This window comes from Rhizobium sp. 2YAF20 (genome assembly GCF_052114685.1).
Lineage (GTDB): Bacteria > Pseudomonadota > Alphaproteobacteria > Rhizobiales > Rhizobiaceae > Rhizobium.
In genome coordinates this window covers 164,925-181,951 of sequence record NZ_JBFRFF010000001.1, presented here as the reverse complement: position 1 = coordinate 181,951, position 17,027 = coordinate 164,925, and the positions used below count along the sequence as shown (strand labels likewise).

18 protein-coding genes and 1 other RNA gene are annotated in these 17,027 nt (G+C 58.7%); 4 read left to right on the top strand and 15 right to left on the bottom strand.

The window, feature by feature from the left end; translation table 11 throughout:
* Positions 1–149: 149 nt before the first annotated feature.
* The 4 genes from ruvA to ruvC are packed head-to-tail and all read right to left on the bottom strand — an operon-like array spanning position 150 to position 2,022.
* Positions 150–767, bottom strand: a complete 618-nt coding sequence (ruvA, locus tag AB4Z52_RS00875) for a Holliday junction branch migration protein RuvA (RefSeq protein WP_442215967.1) — start codon at positions 765–767, stop codon at positions 150–152.
* A 12-nt stretch (positions 768–779) separates the two neighbouring features.
* A complete protein-coding gene (locus AB4Z52_RS00870) occupies positions 780–1,193 on the bottom strand; it encodes a type II toxin-antitoxin system VapC family toxin (protein ID WP_442215965.1) in 414 nt (137 codons plus the stop codon).
* Positions 1,194–1,197: 4 nt separating this feature from the next.
* On the bottom strand, positions 1,198–1,449 hold the full coding sequence (locus tag AB4Z52_RS00865) for an AbrB/MazE/SpoVT family DNA-binding domain-containing protein (protein WP_442215963.1): 252 nt from the start codon (positions 1,447–1,449) through the stop codon (positions 1,198–1,200).
* 60 nt (positions 1,450–1,509) lie between these two features.
* Entirely contained in the window at positions 1,510–2,022 is a 513-nt protein-coding gene (gene ruvC, locus AB4Z52_RS00860; protein ID WP_442215961.1) for a crossover junction endodeoxyribonuclease RuvC, read from the bottom strand.
* Between the two features lie 169 nt (positions 2,023–2,191).
* Here ruvC and AB4Z52_RS00855 point away from each other — a divergent pair, with 169 nt between their 5' ends.
* On the top strand, positions 2,192–3,193 hold the full coding sequence (locus AB4Z52_RS00855) for an LLM class flavin-dependent oxidoreductase (protein ID WP_442215959.1): 1,002 nt from the start codon (positions 2,192–2,194) through the stop codon (positions 3,191–3,193).
* A 23-nt stretch (positions 3,194–3,216) separates the two neighbouring features.
* Here AB4Z52_RS00855 and AB4Z52_RS00850 read toward each other — a convergent pair whose 3' ends face one another.
* The gene (locus AB4Z52_RS00850) at positions 3,217–4,362 is read right to left on the bottom strand and encodes an ISAs1 family transposase (RefSeq protein ID WP_442215957.1); all 1,146 of its coding nucleotides are present in this window, start codon (positions 4,360–4,362) and stop codon (positions 3,217–3,219) included.
* A gap of 190 nt (positions 4,363–4,552) precedes the next feature.
* On the opposite strand from AB4Z52_RS00850, the gene AB4Z52_RS00845 reads away from it, so the two are divergent.
* The gene (locus AB4Z52_RS00845; RefSeq protein ID WP_442215955.1) at positions 4,553–4,858 is read left to right on the top strand and encodes a hypothetical protein; all 306 of its coding nucleotides are present in this window, start codon (positions 4,553–4,555) and stop codon (positions 4,856–4,858) included.
* A 670-nt stretch (positions 4,859–5,528) separates the two neighbouring features.
* Positions 5,529–6,590, top strand: a complete 1,062-nt coding sequence (locus tag AB4Z52_RS00840) for a porin (RefSeq protein ID WP_442215953.1) — start codon at positions 5,529–5,531, stop codon at positions 6,588–6,590.
* 332 nt (positions 6,591–6,922) lie between these two features.
* Here AB4Z52_RS00840 and AB4Z52_RS00835 read toward each other — a convergent pair whose 3' ends face one another.
* Entirely contained in the window at positions 6,923–7,672 is a 750-nt protein-coding gene (locus AB4Z52_RS00835) for a YebC/PmpR family DNA-binding transcriptional regulator (RefSeq protein WP_442215952.1), read from the bottom strand.
* Positions 7,673–7,883: 211 nt separating this feature from the next.
* On the opposite strand from AB4Z52_RS00835, the gene AB4Z52_RS00830 reads away from it, so the two are divergent.
* Positions 7,884–8,387, top strand: a complete 504-nt coding sequence (locus tag AB4Z52_RS00830) for a pyridoxamine 5'-phosphate oxidase family protein (protein ID WP_442215950.1) — start codon at positions 7,884–7,886, stop codon at positions 8,385–8,387.
* Positions 8,388–8,553: 166 nt separating this feature from the next.
* On the opposite strand, the gene AB4Z52_RS00825 is transcribed toward AB4Z52_RS00830, so the two are convergent.
* The 9 genes from AB4Z52_RS00825 to AB4Z52_RS00785 all read right to left on the bottom strand — a co-directional run bounded on the left by AB4Z52_RS00825 (position 8,554) and on the right by AB4Z52_RS00785 (position 16,797).
* Entirely contained in the window at positions 8,554–9,378 is an 825-nt protein-coding gene (locus AB4Z52_RS00825; protein WP_442215948.1) for a TIGR00282 family metallophosphoesterase, read from the bottom strand.
* Positions 9,379–9,380: 2 nt separating this feature from the next.
* Positions 9,381–9,968, bottom strand: coding sequence for a 5-formyltetrahydrofolate cyclo-ligase (locus tag AB4Z52_RS00820; protein ID WP_442215946.1), 588 nt, complete (start codon positions 9,966–9,968; stop codon positions 9,381–9,383).
* A gap of 253 nt (positions 9,969–10,221) precedes the next feature.
* Positions 10,222–10,890, bottom strand: coding sequence for an HAD-IA family hydrolase (locus AB4Z52_RS00815; protein WP_442215944.1), 669 nt, complete (start codon positions 10,888–10,890; stop codon positions 10,222–10,224).
* 120 nt (positions 10,891–11,010) lie between these two features.
* Positions 11,011–11,391 (bottom strand): VOC family protein, encoded by a 381-nt coding sequence (locus tag AB4Z52_RS00810; protein ID WP_442215942.1) that lies wholly within the window; start codon positions 11,389–11,391, stop codon positions 11,011–11,013.
* Positions 11,392–11,475: 84 nt separating this feature from the next.
* Positions 11,476–12,855 carry a virulence factor gene (locus AB4Z52_RS00805; RefSeq protein ID WP_442215940.1) on the bottom strand — a complete coding sequence of 460 codons (1,380 nt, stop codon included), beginning with the start codon at positions 12,853–12,855 and terminating at the stop codon, positions 11,476–11,478.
* Complete coding sequence (gene mprF, locus AB4Z52_RS00800) at positions 12,852–15,422, bottom strand: bifunctional lysylphosphatidylglycerol flippase/synthetase MprF (protein ID WP_442216625.1); 2,571 nt, start codon at positions 15,420–15,422, stop codon at positions 12,852–12,854. Before mprF ends, AB4Z52_RS00805 begins: the two co-directional genes overlap by 4 nt.
* A 432-nt stretch (positions 15,423–15,854) precedes the next feature.
* A non-coding RNA gene (gene ssrS, locus AB4Z52_RS00795) (6S RNA) lies at positions 15,855–16,013 on the bottom strand.
* 77 nt (positions 16,014–16,090) lie between these two features.
* Positions 16,091–16,468, bottom strand: coding sequence for a cell division protein ZapA (locus AB4Z52_RS00790; RefSeq protein WP_442215938.1), 378 nt, complete (start codon positions 16,466–16,468; stop codon positions 16,091–16,093).
* A 53-nt stretch (positions 16,469–16,521) separates the two neighbouring features.
* Positions 16,522–16,797 (bottom strand): DUF4164 domain-containing protein, encoded by a 276-nt coding sequence (locus AB4Z52_RS00785; RefSeq protein WP_442215937.1) that lies wholly within the window; start codon positions 16,795–16,797, stop codon positions 16,522–16,524.
* Positions 16,798–17,027 lie beyond the last annotated feature (230 nt).

The following is a 17,027-nucleotide window of genomic DNA, read 5'->3' as shown; positions in this document are numbered from 1 at the left end:
CAGACGTTCCATTTGGCAACTGGCCATTGCGCAACTGGCCATCCGGGAGATGGCCTTCGCTGCAAGTCGATCAACAGTTCTGATTGTCGCACATCCGCTTGCCGGGGACTTCAGCGTTTTACCCAACGCCAGAGTTTTCACAAGCTTTCTCACCGCGACAGTTCCTTCAGCCCCAGCCGGATGAGCTTGGCACTATCAGGGCTTTCGCCGGCCGATTTCATCGCTGCGGCAATGGCATTGGCAGCCTGATCGCGCGAATAGCCAAGGTTGGTCAGCGCCGAAACGGCATCCGCCACAGGCGCTGCGGCAACACCTTCCCCAAGCGCCTGTTTCAGCCCGATGTTGGTCGCCCCCTCGCCGGCGAAGGCCGGCGCCTTGTTCTTCAACTCGGTGACCAGCCGCATCGCGACCTTCGGCCCGACGCCGGGCGCCCGCGAGACTGCCGTCTTGTCCTGCAGCGCGATCGCGTTGGCAAGCTCGGATGGCGTCAGCGTCGACAATATGGCAAGGGCGACCTTGGCGCCGACCCCCTGCACGCTCTGCAAGAGGTTGAACCATTCCCGCTCGAGCACGGTCATGAAACCGAACAGTTTCAACTGGTCCTCGCGCACATAGGTCTCGATGAACAGCACGCAGGCCTCACCGACCGATCCCAGCCGCGACAGGGTACGTGCCGAGCAGAAGGCGGCATAGCAAACGCCATGCACGTCGACCAGCGCATAGTCCTCGCCGATCTCTTCGATAGTGCCTTTCAGCTTGCCGATCATGGGAAATATCCGTCAGGGGTGGGTTTCGGGGGTGATGAGACTGATGGACGGGAAGTAGGAACGATAGCCTTTCGAATCGCGCGTCAGCAATTCGTAGCCTCTAATTGCAGCATGCGCGCCTATCAGGAAATCCGGAAGAATGCATTCTCGTGCTCCCCCCGCTCGCCGATAAGATCTGAAAGCCACCGCCGCAGCAAATGCCGCGGGCCAAGGCAGATTTTCGCGACGAAACTCACTCTGCGGCAGCAATCGATCCACTTCGTCCATCGACCGGTACCGCACGCAGAATTCCGCATAGATAATGGAATTGATGACGACCGGGCCGCGTTTGAAGGCAGAGAAAACCTGTCCGCTGGACCAATCGTGCCATGCCGAGCCGGGGATCGCCAAGTCTACAAGGACATTGGTGTCGATGATCGTGACCATCTCCCTAGCGATCACGCGTCAACGACATCAGCGCCTCGGCGTCCAGATCCTGATCTCCACTCCCCTCGAGTTGCTTGAGAGTGGCGACGAAGCGATCGAGACGTTCCCGATCTTCGATTTCCTGCTTGCCGTTCTTCGGAGCGAGTAAAAGTTTCCCGCCTTCAACGGAAAAAATAACTTCGCTGTTTAATTCGATGCCGGCCAGCTCTCGCAGATCGCGCGGAATGGTGACTTGACCCTTCGACGTAACTCGCATCGGCTCGCTCCTGTTTGGCGGTAAGAATTATCATTACCACAAGAACAAGTCAAGAACAGATCACCCGGCAAGCGCCGCCATTCGCATGCGCGCGCCGCCGCGATTGTGAGCGTGGCAGATCGCGATGGCCAGTGCATCGGCCGCGTCGTTCCCCTTGAACTCCGCCTTCGGCATCAGGATTTTAAGCATCATGTGGATTTGCTGCTTTTCTCCATGCCCGACGCCGATCACAGCCTTCTTGACGGCGTTCGGCGCATATTCCGCCACCTTCAGCCCGGCGCGGGCGGGCACGAGCATGGCAATGCCACGCGCCTGGCCAAGCTTCAAAGTTGCCACGGCATCCTTGTTGACGAAGGTCTGCTCGACCGCAGCTTCGTCAGGTGTGTAGCTGTGAACGACCTCCGCAAGTCCGTCATGCAGCTGGCAGAGCCGCGAAGCCAGATCCATGTCTCCGTCCGAAAGGATCGTGCCGGAACCGACAAAACGCAACGAGTTCCCAAGCGTATCGATTATACCCCAGCCGGTGCGCCTGAGGCCCGGGTCGATGCCTATGATGCGAATCGTATTCTGCATGCCTCACCCTAGCTTCCGCAAAAACCATGTGCCAGCAAAATGTGAACAAAACAAAAACACCGCTATAGATGATCTCTTCTGCTTACAGAAATAGCGCGCTCACGGTTTGGCAAAGGCCGTGCCCGCACCTACATGAAGCCGGACCTCCTTCCTTCACCACAGGTTTGCTATGGCCCTCTTTTCTATCCTCGATCTTTCGCCCGTTGCCGAAGGCACTGATATTCGCCAATCCCTTGAAAGTTCGAAGCGAATGGCTGGGAAGGCTGAGGAATATGGCTACAATCGCTTCTGGCTCGCCGAACACCACGGCATGCCAGGTATAGCCAGCGCCGCGACAGCCATCGTGATCGGCCATGTCGGTGCGGCGACCTCGCGAATTCGCATCGGCTCGGGAGGCATCATGCTGCCCAACCACTCACCCCTCGTGATTGCCGAACAGTTCGGAACGCTGGAGGCCCTGTTTCCGGGCCGCGTCGACCTTGGCCTTGGCCGCGCGCCGGGGACCGATATGCGAACCGCCCAGGCTCTGCGCCGCAATCTGGATGCGGGCGCCCAAAGCTTTCCAAATGACATTATCGAACTGCAGCGGCTGCTCGGGCCCGTCGGGGAGGACCAACCGATCATTGCCGTACCCGGCATGAACTCGAACGTTCCGATCTGGCTGTTGGGCTCCAGCCTTTATAGCGCGCATCTTGCCGCAGCTTTGGGCCTGCCCTATGCCTTCGCTTCGCACTTTGCGCCGGATCAGCTGCTCGAAGCCATCGATATATATAGAGAGCGCTTTCAGCCTTCGGCGACGCTCGACAAGCCCTATGTCATGGTTGGCGTCATGGGAGCGCTGGCAGCAACCGACGTCGAAGCGCAGTATCATTTCACCTCGGCCCAACAGCAATTCGTCAATCTGCGCCGTAACATCAGGGTACCGTTCCCAAAGCCGCTCGAGACCATGGAAGGCTTCTGGTCGCCGATGGAACAAATGAATGTCGAGCATACCCTACGCTACGCCGTGGTCGGGTCGCAGAAGACGGCCGAGGCTAAGCTCGGTGCCTTCCTCAAGGAAACCGCCGCCGACGAAGTCATCATCTCGATGCCCATCCACGATATCGAAGCACGGCTGAAATCCGTCGAGCTTTTCGCTGGCCTCCAGCCGCTGATGAAGGCAGCGGCCTAGGTCAGGGGAATCGGGTGAGTTAATTATCGAGAGATTGTACTTGCCAGGAAGTCGTCGTCCCATGCTGCGACCTTTCGTTTCAAACGCAGGGAATCCTTGCCCGGCGCTCTTCGGATGAGATTGAGAGCCATGTGCTTTATGGTGGTGAAGTTTGCGGGAGCGTGATTGGTCCGTAGGCGGCACTCGTCATCGCGGAAGATCATATCGAGCACCCAATGAAGGCTGTTCTCGACGGCCCAGTGGTCGCGGATGAGAGGCCCGATCGCGCTGGCGATGAGAACCAGCGAAGTGATGTAGAAACGTGTCTCCCGCTCGACCTTGCCGCCGACTTCACGGGTGCTCTGGACCATGACCACGCTCTTGAGGCCCGGCCATTGATGGCTGTCCTGCAGCCAGTCGATGTCATGGATAACGGTGATGTCCCGGGTTTCGATACGTCCGTGATCACCATCGACCGTGCTGGAACGGCTGACGGTAGTCTCTTTGAAATCATTTTCTTTTTGCTCGGCAGCAAAGAGTTCGACATCGCTGCGGAGCGTACCCTGATTGCCTTTGAGGGCAAAGATGTAGTCGGCCTTCTTGTCCAGAACCTTCCGGGCTATGGCACGCTGGCAGCCCATGGCATCGATGGTCACGATGGCGCCCTCAATGGCCAGCATGTCCAGCAGCTTGGGAATGGCGAGGATCTCATTGGCCTTGTCCGCCACCTTGACCTGCCCCAGCACCAGGCGCTGGCGGGCGGCGAAGGCGGAAACCATGTGGATCGGCTCCTCGCTGGCTCGGGACCCCTTGGAGCGGCGGACCGTCTTGCCGTCTATGGCAACGACGCCTTCCGGCACCCCCGCCAGCGATGCCACCCAGGCCGCAAAGCAGCGCTGGAACTGTTCGGCATCGAGGCTGGCAAGGATATCGCCCAGATGATCATGCGCCGGCACGCCTTCACGAAAGGGCCGAAACCGGCGCAACAGATCGAGCTTCTTCTCGCCGAAGCGGGCAATGTCGGTGACGGCCTCCGCCCCGGCAATCACCGCCATAAGACACAGCAGCAGCACCTCATCCAGCGGATATCTTACCTTCGCACTCTGCCGACCGTCTGGCAGAGCCTTGAAATGACTCAGAAATACAACCGTCTCGGCCAAAGCCCCGGCATCGCACCCTAAATCGTTCATCAAAATCGCCCTCTAAAGAATCAGACGATCTCGACAGATTCAGCTCGCAAGCCTCTTGTCACGCGTTAACTCACCCGATTGCCCTGCGGCCTAGGTACCTTGCCGTTGACGAATGCGCCGGCGATGGAACACAATGTCGCTCAACGCGATTTCCTGCGCGGGGCGATCTGAACGGTCATTGGGGGGCAAAATGAGAATTCTGCTTACAGTTGGAATGACATTGGCTCTGTCTGGCTGCGTTGCCGCCGGTGACCCCTCGATATATCAGGCCTATTCCGGCGTCCCGGTCACCTCCAGTCCTGAGCTCCAAAGGCGTTTCGAACACGCTCGACGCTATTGCGAAAGCGAGGCGTTTCGCAAGGGAGCGATCGATTCGAAGAGCGTTGCCTATCTGATTACGATGAGAAAATGCCTCGCGCGCTATAATTTCATCGATCGCGGCGCCGATGCCTATCCGCTAACGGGCATCGGATTTCGGTTCTACGACGAGCCGTGACCGCTACGCGCCACGATGGGCTATACTCTGCGGTTTACTGGGAAAGACCCGTACGCCTAAGAAACATGGCCGAGTAACTTCCAACTAGACCGATGTCGCCTCGAATATGCCGCCGCATTTTCCGAGACTGGGCGCTTTATCGCCATTCTAAGCCATAAATCGACATGAATGGCACGTGACGCACGCTCAGTGGCAGCATGAATGCGTCACGCAACACCCCCATTGCTTGCAATTGAACACAACATAAAGTTGCCGCCATCACTCCTATGCTTTTGCGTAACGCAGATGTTATTAGCCATTTTTTTGCAGTATCTTGAATAATTACGTATAAAATAAATCGCTACATAGTATTTATGAGTCTTCCATCGTTTTTTCTTTGTACTTTACCGCATAAACCGTCGAATACTGTTTGATAAGGCTACCTTAGTATCATATATTTTGAAAGTAGACCTTACTATTTCTCATTTCGTAAGCATGCCTTACTGTGCGTTATTTCAGCAACATTGATCACAGATATGTGACGATGGCATTTCAGGCGCTTGCAAATTAACAACGTGAAATGCAGTTTGACCTCATGAAGCTTGAGGCTTCGGTTTTGGGAAACGGACTGGATGTGGAACGGGCCTTATCGGCGCGATCGTCGCAGGAGTTCAAATCAGATGGAGATACAATGAATATCAAGAGCCTACTTCTCGGCTCCGCTGCTGCCCTGGCAACAGTATCTGGCGCTCATGCCGCTGACGCAATCGTCGCTGCTGAACCCGAACCGCTTGAATACGTCCGTATCTGCGATGCGTACGGCAAGGGCTACTTCTACATCCCGGGCTCGGAAACCTGCCTGAAGATCGGTGGCAAGGTTCGTACCGAAGGCGAATGGTATGACGCCTACAACCCGAACAACGTTCGTGGCACCCTGTGGCACACCCGTGCTGAACTCCAGCTTCAGACCGCGACCGACACTGAATACGGCGCCCTGAAGACCAACACTGAAATCCGTTGGGATTGGCAGGAAGGTGGTTCCACCGGCACCAACTTCCTTCATGGCAGCATCAGCCTCGGCGGTTTCACCGTTGGTAAGGAAGACTCTGAATTCAACGTCTTCACCGGTTATGCCGGCGACGTCATCAACGACGACGTGGTCTATGACGGCCCGTACGAACTCAACCAGCTGACCTACAACTATGACGCCGGCAACGGCTTCACGGCTGTGATCTCGCTCGAAGACACCAATTCGGGCAAGGGCGCAACTGGCTCGAACGGCGAGAACAGCTCCGACCATTACGCACCTGACGTCGTTGCCGGTCTCGGCTTCAAGTCTGGCGCATGGGGCTTCAAGGTCGTCGGCGGTTACGACTCGATCGTTGAAGAAGGCGCTATCAAGGCTCGCGTCGATGCCGACTTCGGTGGCTTCAGCGCGTTCTTGATGGGCGGCTGGAACACGGACAGCGACAAGCTGAACAAGTATGCCGGCGCAAACGGTGCTGGCGATGCGGCCAACATCGGCTGGGGTGAGTGGGCAGTTTGGGGCGGCCTGAGCGTTCCGATCAACGAAAAGTGGAAGGCTTCCGGTCAGGTTGCTTACACCGACTCGAAGATCTTCGCAGCGACTGCAAACGTTCAGTTCCATCCGGTCAAGGACCTGCTCATCGAGCCGGAAGTTTCCTACACCAACTGGGATTCGATCAACGAAGATCAGTGGGCTGGTATCCTTCGCTTCCAGCGCAGCTTCTAAGACTATCTGATTTGGCTTGACCTCCGATCAGAGAGTGGAGGGCCCGGTATTCCCACCGGGTCCTCTTCTGTTTTGTGTGGTCGGTGACAGCCAGATCAGACTATTTCCGTGCCAAATAAATTCAGCCGGCAGCTGCCTGCACTGCCAGCATCACTCCAGCATCACCTTGATAAGATTGATGAGGACAGCGAGAGAACGCTCAGGCTCGATCGCACAGATGCGCTAGCGACTTTTCGTCGAAGGCGATTGGCAGTCGGCGCTCAGGCACAGGCCGCGCTCCCACCGCCCAGCCTTAAGATCGGGCGCGGGATGCCGAACGGAGCCGTCCCCCGTTAGGCCGACAGCTTTGCCATGATTTCGTCTGAGACTTCGAAGTTTGAATAGACGTTCTGAACGTCGTCATCATCTTCGAGAGTGTCAATCAGCTTCATCAGCGATTGCGCCTTTTCCTCGTCGACGGGAATGGAGTTCTGGGCCCTCCAGATGATCTTCACCGTCTCGGCTGGCCCGAGCGCTGCTTCAAGGGTCTTTGCCACTTCGCCGAGAACCTCGAAACCACAAATGATGATGTGACCTTCTTCTTCGTCGCTCTCGACATCATCGGCGCCTGCCTCGATTGCGGCTTCCATGACCTTGTCGGCATCGCCGACGCTGGCCTTGTAGGTGATCTCGCCGACGTGATCGAATGAGAATGACACCGAGCCGGTTTCGCCGAGCGCGCCGCCGGCCTTGGTGAAGGTAGAGCGGACATTCGAGGCGGTGCGGTTACGATTGTCGGTCAAGGCCTCAACGATGATAGCAGTTCCGCCCGGGCCGTAGCCCTCATAGCGGACTTCGTCATAATTCTCGCCATCGGTGCCGGCCGCCTTCTTGATGGCGCGGTCGATATTGTCCTTCGGCATGGACTGGGCCTTGGCATTCTGGATCGCAAGTCGCAGGCGCGCATTCATATCCGGGTCGGGAAGTCCGGCCTTGGCGGCGACGGTGATTTCACGCGCCAGCTTGGAGAACATTTTCGACCGCACGGAATCCTGGCGACCCTTGCGATGCATGATGTTTTTAAACTGCGAATGGCCTGCCATGGCACCCCTGCTCACGTCTTTTGTTGGGAATGCGGCCTTATATGTGCGAAGCGAACCGCATTCAAGAGTAAAGCCGGGGATTTTCGGGGCGAGCCTCGACTGAGATGCAGGCGGCATATGCCGGAGGGTGGACGAGGCATCAAGCCGGGGGGGAACAAAGCCCCTGATGCTCACGTTAAGGCCGCATCACTCGAAATGGAAAGGACAGGCCATGGCAAGCTTCACCGAAGCCCGCGAGCATCCCGCTCAGCAACTATGGGACCAGATCAACGCCGTTCACGCGGGAATGCTGGGCGTCGATGGTGCCGACATGCATATGCAGCCCATGGCGCCGCACGCGGACCCGACCACCAATAGCATCTGGTTCTTTACCAAGACCGACGCCGATATCGTCCGCGCGATCAAGCCGGGTACGCGCGCCCACTTTTGCGTCATCGGCAAGGACCACGATTATCATGCCTGCCTTGCCGGACGCATCGAGATACGCCCCGACCCTTCCCGCATCGACCAATTCTGGAACTCGGTCGTGACAGCCTGGTATGAGAACGGCAAGAAGGACCCACACCTGACCATGCTCGCCATGCATGTCGACGACGCGGAAATCTGGGTCTCAACCGGCAGCAAGCTGAAGTTCGGATGGGAAATCGCCAAGGCAAATCTCGAAGACGAGAAGATGCCGGACGTCGGGATCAAAAGGCACCTGCAATTTGCCTGAGGCGATTCGAGCTTAATTCTCGTGCCTGGACTGAGGAGACCCGCCCAGGCATATCGCGTTTAAAGGCCCTTCAGCAGGTAGAGCGTCACAGGGCGATACGCGTCCAGACACAACTTCGCGGCGATGCTTATAATCTCGTCATTGCGGGCTCGTCAGCGCGGAGCGCCTAGATCCAGAACTCCGGAATGGTCTCGGCCAGTCGCGGACCGATCCTGAGCGGCGCGATCTTTTCGGCAAGACCGGTCGCGTCGGAAATCTCGACGCCGACGCCGCAGATCGTCGCCGGCCCGGAAGCTGCCTCGAAGCGGCTCTTTGGCATCTTCGAGATGAAGCGGTTGAGCGGCTCCTCCTTGTCCATACCGAGCGAACTGTCGTAGTCGCCGCACATGCCGGCATCGGACATATAGGCCGTGCCGCCGTTAAGGATCTGCGCGTCGGCCGTCGGCACATGCGTGTGGGTGCCGATCACGAAGCTGGCGCGGCCGTCGACGAAGTGGCCGAAGCACTGCTTCTCGCTGGTGGCCTCGGCGTGGAAATCGAAGATGATGGCGTCCGCCTGTTCCTTCAGCGGCGCCGCCGCAAGGATCGCCTCGGCAGACTTGAACGGATCATCAAGTTCGGGATGCATGAAGACACGGCCCATGATGTTGGCGACAAGAACGCGCGCGCCGTTGCGGGCATAATAAAGGCCTGACCCGCGGCCCGGCGTTCCCGCCGGATAGTTTGCCGGGCGCAGAAACTGGTCATGCCGTTCGCAGAACGACACCGCTTCCTTCTGATCCCAGACGTGGTTTCCGGTCGTGACGACATCGGCCCCGGCATTGATGGTTTCGAGAAAGATGTCCTCGGTGATCCCGAAGCCGCCGGCGGCATTTTCGCCGTTGACGATGACGAAATCGAGCTTCAGGTCGGAAACCAGTCCCGGCAGGTGATCCCAGACCGCCACACGTCCGGTCTTGCCAACCATGTCACCCAGAAAAAGCAGTCTCATTCCTATTCAATCTCCGGCGAAAATATGCTGTAGCCGCTTTCCGTCAGGATTGCGTCCAGGCGGACGTCATGCGGTTCGGCCGGTACTGATGGCACTTCTTGGCAATCGAATGCAATGCCGATCAGTTGCGGGTCCAGCCCTTTCTGCCACAAACGCTCGATTGCGCGGTCATAATATCCCGCTCCATAGCCGATCCGGTGGCCCGTGCGGTCGAAGGCCGAGAGCGGCACCAGCATGATATCGGGATCCAGCACCGCCGCTTCCGGCCCCGGGCCAACGGTTCCGAACCCGCTCGAAACCAGCGGCGTCTCTGCCGAAAATTCGCGAAACGCGATGGTCTCCTTGTCGAGGATGACAGGCACGCAGAGCCGCGCGCCACGCCGCCGCAACCGATCCATCAACGGCCGGATATCGGCCTCCGAACGTATCGGCAGAAAGCCGGAAATGACGCTGCCCGGCGCAAAGGTGATCCGCTCACCGCCGGTCTCGGCCATCGCGAGCCCTTTAGTAATCCGGTCTTCCAACGCAATATCATCGCGAAGCGCCAGACGCTCATTGCGAAGTTCCGCTTTCAACTCTCTTGATGTCATGAGGACTTTCGCGCGTTCGGGTCGTGGTGTGGAACCATAAGGGTACGCTTCCGGTTTGCAATATGGTTGGGAGTGCGCTGTGATCCTTCGAGGCAATTCTCCGCTACGCTGCGAATTGCACCTCAGGATGAGGTCCGAGACTGCAGCTCTATAAAATCAGCTTATTGTAGGGCGCGCGTCGCAGCCCACCGGCCCTCACCCTGAGGTGCGCAGGCCATAGGCGGGGGCGGGTGATCGAGAACACCCGTAAACCTCAGCGCACTATCGAAAGCTTCCCGTCAACGGCAATATGCACTCGCAGCCCATCATAATTAGCAATTGTCGAATGCGCGGTCTCGACCGGATGCGCGTGTGTGGCCGTGATCACCACGACGTCGGCACCGGCGGCCTCGCCCGCCTTGATGCCCGCCGCCACATCCTCGAAGACCAAGCAATCGGAAGGGCGCAGGCCCAGACGCTCTGCGCCGAGGATGTAGCACTGCGGATTGGGCTTGCCGACCTTGACATCCTCGGCGGTAACGATGAAGCGGGGAAACGGGATGCCGGCGGCGGCCAACCGAGCTTTCGCAAGCGCTATCGGCGACGATGTGACGATTGCCCAGCGCTCCGGCGGCAGGGACGCCAGAAAGTCGATGGCGCCCGGGATCGCGACGACGCCGTCGACATCGGCAATCTCTGCCTTCTCGATCAGTGCGGATTCCGTCGCAGGATCGACGCCCGGCAGATTGAGATTGCGGATGGTATCGATGCCACGCGCGCCATGCATGGTCGGCATGAATTTCTCGACGTCCAGACCCTGGCGCCGCGCCCAGTCGCCCCAGATGCGCTCTGCCGACGCGATCGAATTGATGATCGTTCCATCCATGTCGAACAGGAAGGCGGAATAGCTTTTATCGAAGGCTGAGGCTGATGCGGCTGACAAGATCTTCCCTCTTAGTTTCGCCACGATCGATCCCGGTGGAGCGACTCGCAGCAATCCTACCCCGAGTAACGTCAGGCAAGCCAAGAAGCAAATGATTGCTGCCGTCGAAAGAACCCGATCTCACGGTCCCGCCGCGACCTTGCCTTCCCGAAACACCAGCTCCAGGAGGATGCCGGTCGGCGTTCGGATGAACAGCCGCCGTTCGCCAAGCTCCGGAAGCTCCATTGTCGAATAATTTATGTTGAGCTCATCGAACCTGCTGCATTGCCCGTCGTAGTCGTCAAGGCGAAAGCCGACATGGTCGATCATTTCGCCATGCCGGTCGACCGGACCCGCGCGGCCTGGAAGCAGATGGACGATCGGCTCGGCGCCGGCATAAAGCCAGTATCCTGGAAAGGAAAATGCCGGCCGGTAGCCGACCTTGAGATCGAGAGCCGCCTCCATGAAGGCGCGCGTACCCTCGAGATCGGCCGTCCGCAAAGTCACGTGATCGAGTATCATCGCTTCATCCTCCGTTCATTCTCGCCGGATTTGCGACAATAGGCCCAATCGTCCGGGGTCGGGAGAGGCTCTTTCTGTTCTCGACTACTCGTTGAGGCGGCTCTTCACCCCGGCGATGATCTTCTTTGCCAGCGTCTCGTAGTCGTCGTCGAAGTGATGGCCGCCTTCCATGGCGATCACTTCCGCGCCGGTGCCGTTGAGCAGCGGACAAGCAACGTCCTCGTCGTCATCCTTGCCGTACACGCATTGCACGATCTTCGGATTAATCGACTTGAGGTCCTTGATGGGATCGCCGCCCTTACCGGCGCTGGAGGCGCCGAGCCAACCCATGACCGAGATGACATAATCAACCTTGCGGGATAGCGACAGCAGCGACATCTGCACGACCTTGTCCCGCTCGTTCGGCTTCAGCATGTTATAGCTTGCCGGCAGAACGTCAGCGCCGAAGGAATATCCGACCAGCACCACATGCTGCACCTTGAAGCGCTTGGTATAGAAGTCGATGATGCGGCCGAGATCGTCGGCGGTTTCCTGCGGCTTGCGCTCCGACCAGAAGTAATGGAGCGTGTCGACCCCGACCACCGGAATGCCTTCGTCCTGCAGGTAGCTACCGACCTCCTTGTCGATATCGCGCCAGCCTCCATCGCCGGAATAGACGATTGCCAGCGTGTCTTCCGTCGGTTTCGCGCTCATGATGTCGAGCGGCAGCCCGAGCGGTGATTTCTCGCTGTCGAGGGTTTTGAGCAGGTCCGTCATGCCGTCGCTCAGCGCCGTGTAAGGCTCGTCGGAGGAATCGTTGATCTCGACGTCCGAATGATCCTTCTGGATCGCCTCGACATGGGCGCGTCCGTCCGCCGGTGCATTGGCGGTGAAGACCGTAACGATCGGGTTGGGCAAGCTACCGTCCTGGAGGCCGAGGACGACGCGGTCGCCGACCTTCTGCTTCTCGGCCGGCGTGCATAATTCCTGGTTCAACGCCAGACCGGCGAGCGGATCGACTGCCAACGTGCCGGCAACAGTCGCATCCGGCGTCTGCGCCGCAATCGCCAGCGCCATCGCACCGCCCTCTCCGACGCCTGCGATAATCGGCAGCTCGTAGGTGCTGTCGGCCAGCGAACGCTGGATCTGCTGGCTGAGCGACTCGATATCCGAGATCATGTAGATGCAGCCGTCGTTCTGGCTGACGTCATATTTGTTCAACGACGCCAGGAAGGACGGAAAATCGATGCCGATGACCAGCGAACCGCCCGCCACGAGCTTCTGCGCGACAGTATTTTCCTTGTCGCCCCAGCCTGCGCCGTCGGAAAAAAGCACAACCTCGCTGGTGATCTTGCCCTGGGGCCGCATGATGTGCGGCGCGGGGATTATGCCGAGCTCATACTTGCTGTTGTCTTCATCCGCCCTGGCGATACCAGTTGCCGTGACAACCGCGAGGATAAGAGACATTGCGTATTTCAAGATCATTTCCTGACGACTCCTCTAAGTCCGCCGCCGATCAGGAATGTTGCATCCATCAGCGCTATCATCGGACTGATCCCGCCCGACACCGCGAGATAACGCGGCTGCCATTCGGGATGAAATTTTGCTTTGAAGGCCCTTAGCCCCTTGAAGTTGTAAAACCGTTCACCGTGCTCGAAAACCGTACCGCCCACCCGGTCCCAGACAGGGGCCGATTCGCGCTTCGACATGCCCGAAAGCGGTGCCATGCCGAGGTTAAAGCGGTGAAATCCGGCATTCCTAAGGTATTCGAGAATCTGCACGAACAGGAAGTCCATCGATCCCTTGGGCGCGTCTGGCGAAAAGCGCATCAAATCGACCGAGCCCTCCTCCTGCGTCTCGGTGACGAGAATATTGGCAAACGCGACGATCCTGCCGTCTTTCTTCAAGACGCCGACCGGCTGGGAGGAGACGTAGTCGGGGTCGAAGGCGCCGAGGGAAAATCCCTTTTCCTTTGCGTTGTGATCGTCGAGCCAGCTTTCTGACACAGCCGAAAGCTCGTCGACGACAGAGGGGACGTCGTTCGGCTCGATGACCTCGAATTCCAACCCGTCGCGCACGGCTCGGCTGGCCGTCTGCCGCAGATTGGCCCATTTGCCGCCCTTGAGCTCGAAGTTCGACAGATTGACCACCGCAAGCTCGCCGAGTTTGAAGGCGCGAAGCCCGGCATCGGCGCAGGCCGGCAGCATCGCCGGCGATATCTGGTAGAACACCGCGCGGCAACCGGCAGCGCGTGCCGTTTCAACGAAACGCCAGACGAGATCCGGCAAGGCCTGGCGCGGCCCGATCGGATCGAACAGCGCGATCCACGAGCGACCCTGCTTGCCATACATGATGAAAGCGTCGCCCTTGTCTGAGAACATGATGCTCTTGTCGCCCATCCTGACCAGATTGGCGTCGGCAACCCCATATTTCTGGACAATCTCGACGGCGCGTTCGATCGCATCGTCCGAGGCCGGCGCCGGACGGCCGGTTGCGGGCCTGAGAAGGCTGAAAGTCGCAATCGCCGCCGACAGAATGGAAATGCCAAGAACGGCGCGCAGCCCGCGCGGCGCCTCGTCGGCAAACTCGAATTGCCACCACAGCTGGTTGCTGTAATCGACATCCCTATAGACGAAGAAAAGAATGACAACGGCGCAAATGCAGATCACCGCGATCGCCGTCAGCCAGCCCGTGGTCAGCGCCTGATTGAAAAGCGAAGCCGGACGGTTGAACAGCCGGCGGCTGACGACAAGGCCGAAAATGAGGAACAACAGGAAGGCCGCCTCTACCAGCGCGATTGCCTTCAGCAACGACAGCGTCAGCGCCAGCAGCGCCGAGCAGACCAGCACCCACCATGCGCCGTCGAGACGCTGGCCAAGACCGCGGGCGGCAACGACCATGACAAGGCCGAGAAGGCTGGACATGAAATGCGCGCTTTCGATGATCGACAGCGGCACGTAGTCGGAGAGGAATTCGAGATTGGAATCGGGCGTCGGCGTAACGCTCGAAAAAATCAGCATGACGCCGAGCAGAAGCGCGAATGTCGACAACAGCTGCGGCATCAGCCGGCCGCCGATGCGCCGGACGCTGGAGGCGGCGGGATGATCGACGAAGCGGCGCAATTCGGCAGCGGCCACGGCAAGGATGGCGATTGCCAGCGGTATGACGTGATAGATGACGCGGTAGAGCACCAGCGAGCCAAGCACGGCATCGACATTCACGGCGTTGCCAAGCCAGGCGATGATCACCGTTTCAAAGACGCCAAGGCCAGCTGGAACGTGGCTGAGAACGCCGAGCCCGACCGCAATGGCATAGACGGCCAGGAAGGCCGGCCAAGCGATGGAACTGTCCGGCAAAAGGACAAAGAGAACCGAGGCCGAAGCGGCAATGTCGAAAGCCGTCACCAGGAACTGCCGCGACCACGTCCGAGAATCCGGCAAGCGCAACGAGAACGAACCGATAGAGACTTCCCGTCCGCCGCGGCCCATGAACATCAGGAGCGCCAAGAGCGCCAGGACCACCCCGGCAATCAGCCGCAGCCACAGCCCGTTGATGCCGATCAGTGGTCCCATTTCGTCGGCAATGACCAGCAGCGCGATCGACCCGACGGCAGCAAGGCCAAGGCCGAAGGAGAGCGTCACGAAGGCAATGACGCGGGCGATATCTTCAGGGGTGAGCCCCAGGCGGGAATAGGCGCGATAGCGGATCGCGCCTGCGCTAAGCGCACCGAAGCCTGCAGTATTGCCAACCGCATATGCGCTGAACGCGGTCAGGGCCACATGCGGAAACGGCACCTTCTTATTGATGAACTCCAGCGCGTTGACGTCGTAAAACACCAGCGCGAAAAAGCTCAAACCCGTGAACAGAAGTGCCAACAGGATAGAGCTGTACTTCGTCTCGCTAAGCGCAAGGACGACGTCGTCGTAGCGCACCTCGGTGGTCAGGTGAAAGATCGCCAGCGCAACGAGCCCGAAGACGATGACGCTGCCGAGCGCCATGAGCTGCGTCTTGTAGCTGCGCAAAATTCCGCCCAGCCAGCCGTGCTCGACCATCTCCTCATCGGTGTTTTCCAGATCGATTTGGCTCGACATAAACTACCTGTGTTGAATTGGCTTTCGGCCAGCTCCGTTCATCGGATGTGCAGTACAGCCAAGGTCTATGTTTTTTGTGACTGCCGACATGTCTTTTGCGAGGCTCTAGTGTTGAGCGCTCCAATCCTTCTCAATTCAGGCAATTTTGGCGCAGATCCCGCCCCGGCAGCAATGAATCCGTTATTTGCAAAAGGAAATTGTGATTTATGGTCGATCCAAGCTTATCCACATACAAATTTGGCCCCGAATGCCAACATCTAATGGCTCCGAACGCCCCTTAGCAGCAATTTCGTTACAGTCCAAGGATGTATGATTCCCGCAGCGCGCCGACGGGCGGGCGATCGAGAGGCTTTGCTCCAGAAAAACCTACTCTGTCCGGAATAAGTGGGGAAGGTGCGATCCACGGCGACCGATGGAGTTTTACGATCCTGGGTGCCTACAAACGTAGGTGGGCGCCGTGTGACCAAGCCCACGAGCCTAGTCAGGGACAGCTCCCTTTGGATCGAGTATGGCCCCAGGGATTGTGGTTCCTGTCGGGAAGCGTAGACCGCGTTCGATATATAAGGCGGTTTGACGCAATGCACCAGAGGTGTACGCCGCATCCTGCAAAGAAATAACGGCCGCCGCGATCAATGCGTTTCCACGCCTTGCCGGGCCACCAGCTTTTCGGCGATGCCTCTGATATTGGCCGTCACCTCGTTGAGCACGGAGGCCAGGCTCTCTTCCGTGCGGGCATTGGCCGCAAGGACCGTGTCGCGGTTGCTGCGCAGGTTTTCAAGCTCGGATTCCAGCCCGCTGACGCGCCGCGTGAGCTCCGTTACCTCGTCGGTGATCATGATGCCGGCCATGACCGTGACCCTGAGATCGCCGATCTCGCCGAACTGGTCCTTGAGATGGCTGACATATTGGTCGAAGCGAGTTGCAAGATCGGTCAGGTGATCCTCCTGCCCCTCCTCGCAGGCCATGCGATAGGCCTTGCCGTCGATCGTTACCGTTACCTGTGCCATCCGACTTTCCGCTTCCTACCCTGCAGTATCCCTTCCCGCCCGAAAGCAGGGTGTCAGCGATCCAGCACGGCTCTGATCGTTTCCATCGCAGTCACCAGCCGGCGCGATACCTCGCGATTGACTTCCTCGAGCCGGTTCGCCCGAAACTCGGCCTGATCCAGCTCCTGGGCAAGACGCGAGCGGTCCGTATGGATCCTGCGAACCTCCCCGTCCATCTCGCCATGTTCACGCTCGCGCTCGAAACGCATGTCGACCGCGTTGTCCAGTGCGGCTATCGCCTGGCGAAGTCCGTCGAGTGCCGCATCCACCGTCTTGCCTGTAGGCATCATCTCTTCCGGTTCCCTGCGCCAAATGACCGAATCACCACAATCGGCCACTTGTCTTATTTGTAACAATATTGAACTCGGGAAGTGTGCGTCAATAAAGGCAGCTGCGTCGCTCGACCGCTATTCTGTGGATGAACCCCCAGCTTTCTGTCGATCGGCCGAAGATTTTCCTCAAAGTCGTCTTTTGTACAACGTCGCGGTCAAATGTCGAAAAATCGTCGCACCCTGTCGGA

Coding starts and splice junctions, on each gene's coding strand:
- ruvA (WP_442215967.1), bottom strand. CDS start 767: ATGATCGGCAAGCTGAAAGGCACTATCGAAGAGATCGGCGAGGACTAT.
- AB4Z52_RS00870 (WP_442215965.1), bottom strand. CDS start 1,193: ATGGTCACGATCATCGACACCAATGTCCTTGTAGACTTGGCGATCCCC.
- AB4Z52_RS00865 (WP_442215963.1), bottom strand. CDS start 1,449: ATGCGAGTTACGTCGAAGGGTCAAGTCACCATTCCGCGCGATCTGCGA.
- ruvC (WP_442215961.1), bottom strand. CDS start 2,022: ATGCAGAATACGATTCGCATCATAGGCATCGACCCGGGCCTCAGGCGC.
- AB4Z52_RS00855 (WP_442215959.1), top strand. CDS start 2,192: ATGGCCCTCTTTTCTATCCTCGATCTTTCGCCCGTTGCCGAAGGCACT.
- AB4Z52_RS00850 (WP_442215957.1), bottom strand. CDS start 4,362: ATGAACGATTTAGGGTGCGATGCCGGGGCTTTGGCCGAGACGGTTGTA.
- AB4Z52_RS00845 (WP_442215955.1), top strand. CDS start 4,553: ATGAGAATTCTGCTTACAGTTGGAATGACATTGGCTCTGTCTGGCTGC.
- AB4Z52_RS00840 (WP_442215953.1), top strand. CDS start 5,529: ATGAATATCAAGAGCCTACTTCTCGGCTCCGCTGCTGCCCTGGCAACA.
- AB4Z52_RS00835 (WP_442215952.1), bottom strand. CDS start 7,672: ATGGCAGGCCATTCGCAGTTTAAAAACATCATGCATCGCAAGGGTCGC.
- AB4Z52_RS00830 (WP_442215950.1), top strand. CDS start 7,884: ATGGCAAGCTTCACCGAAGCCCGCGAGCATCCCGCTCAGCAACTATGG.
- AB4Z52_RS00825 (WP_442215948.1), bottom strand. CDS start 9,378: ATGAGACTGCTTTTTCTGGGTGACATGGTTGGCAAGACCGGACGTGTG.
- AB4Z52_RS00820 (WP_442215946.1), bottom strand. CDS start 9,968: ATGACATCAAGAGAGTTGAAAGCGGAACTTCGCAATGAGCGTCTGGCG.
- AB4Z52_RS00810 (WP_442215942.1), bottom strand. CDS start 11,391: ATGATACTCGATCACGTGACTTTGCGGACGGCCGATCTCGAGGGTACG.
- AB4Z52_RS00805 (WP_442215940.1), bottom strand. CDS start 12,855: ATGATCTTGAAATACGCAATGTCTCTTATCCTCGCGGTTGTCACGGCA.
- mprF (WP_442216625.1), bottom strand. CDS start 15,422: ATGGTCGAGCACGGCTGGCTGGGCGGAATTTTGCGCAGCTACAAGACG.
- AB4Z52_RS00790 (WP_442215938.1), bottom strand. CDS start 16,468: ATGGCACAGGTAACGGTAACGATCGACGGCAAGGCCTATCGCATGGCC.
- AB4Z52_RS00785 (WP_442215937.1), bottom strand. CDS start 16,797: ATGATGCCTACAGGCAAGACGGTGGATGCGGCACTCGACGGACTTCGC.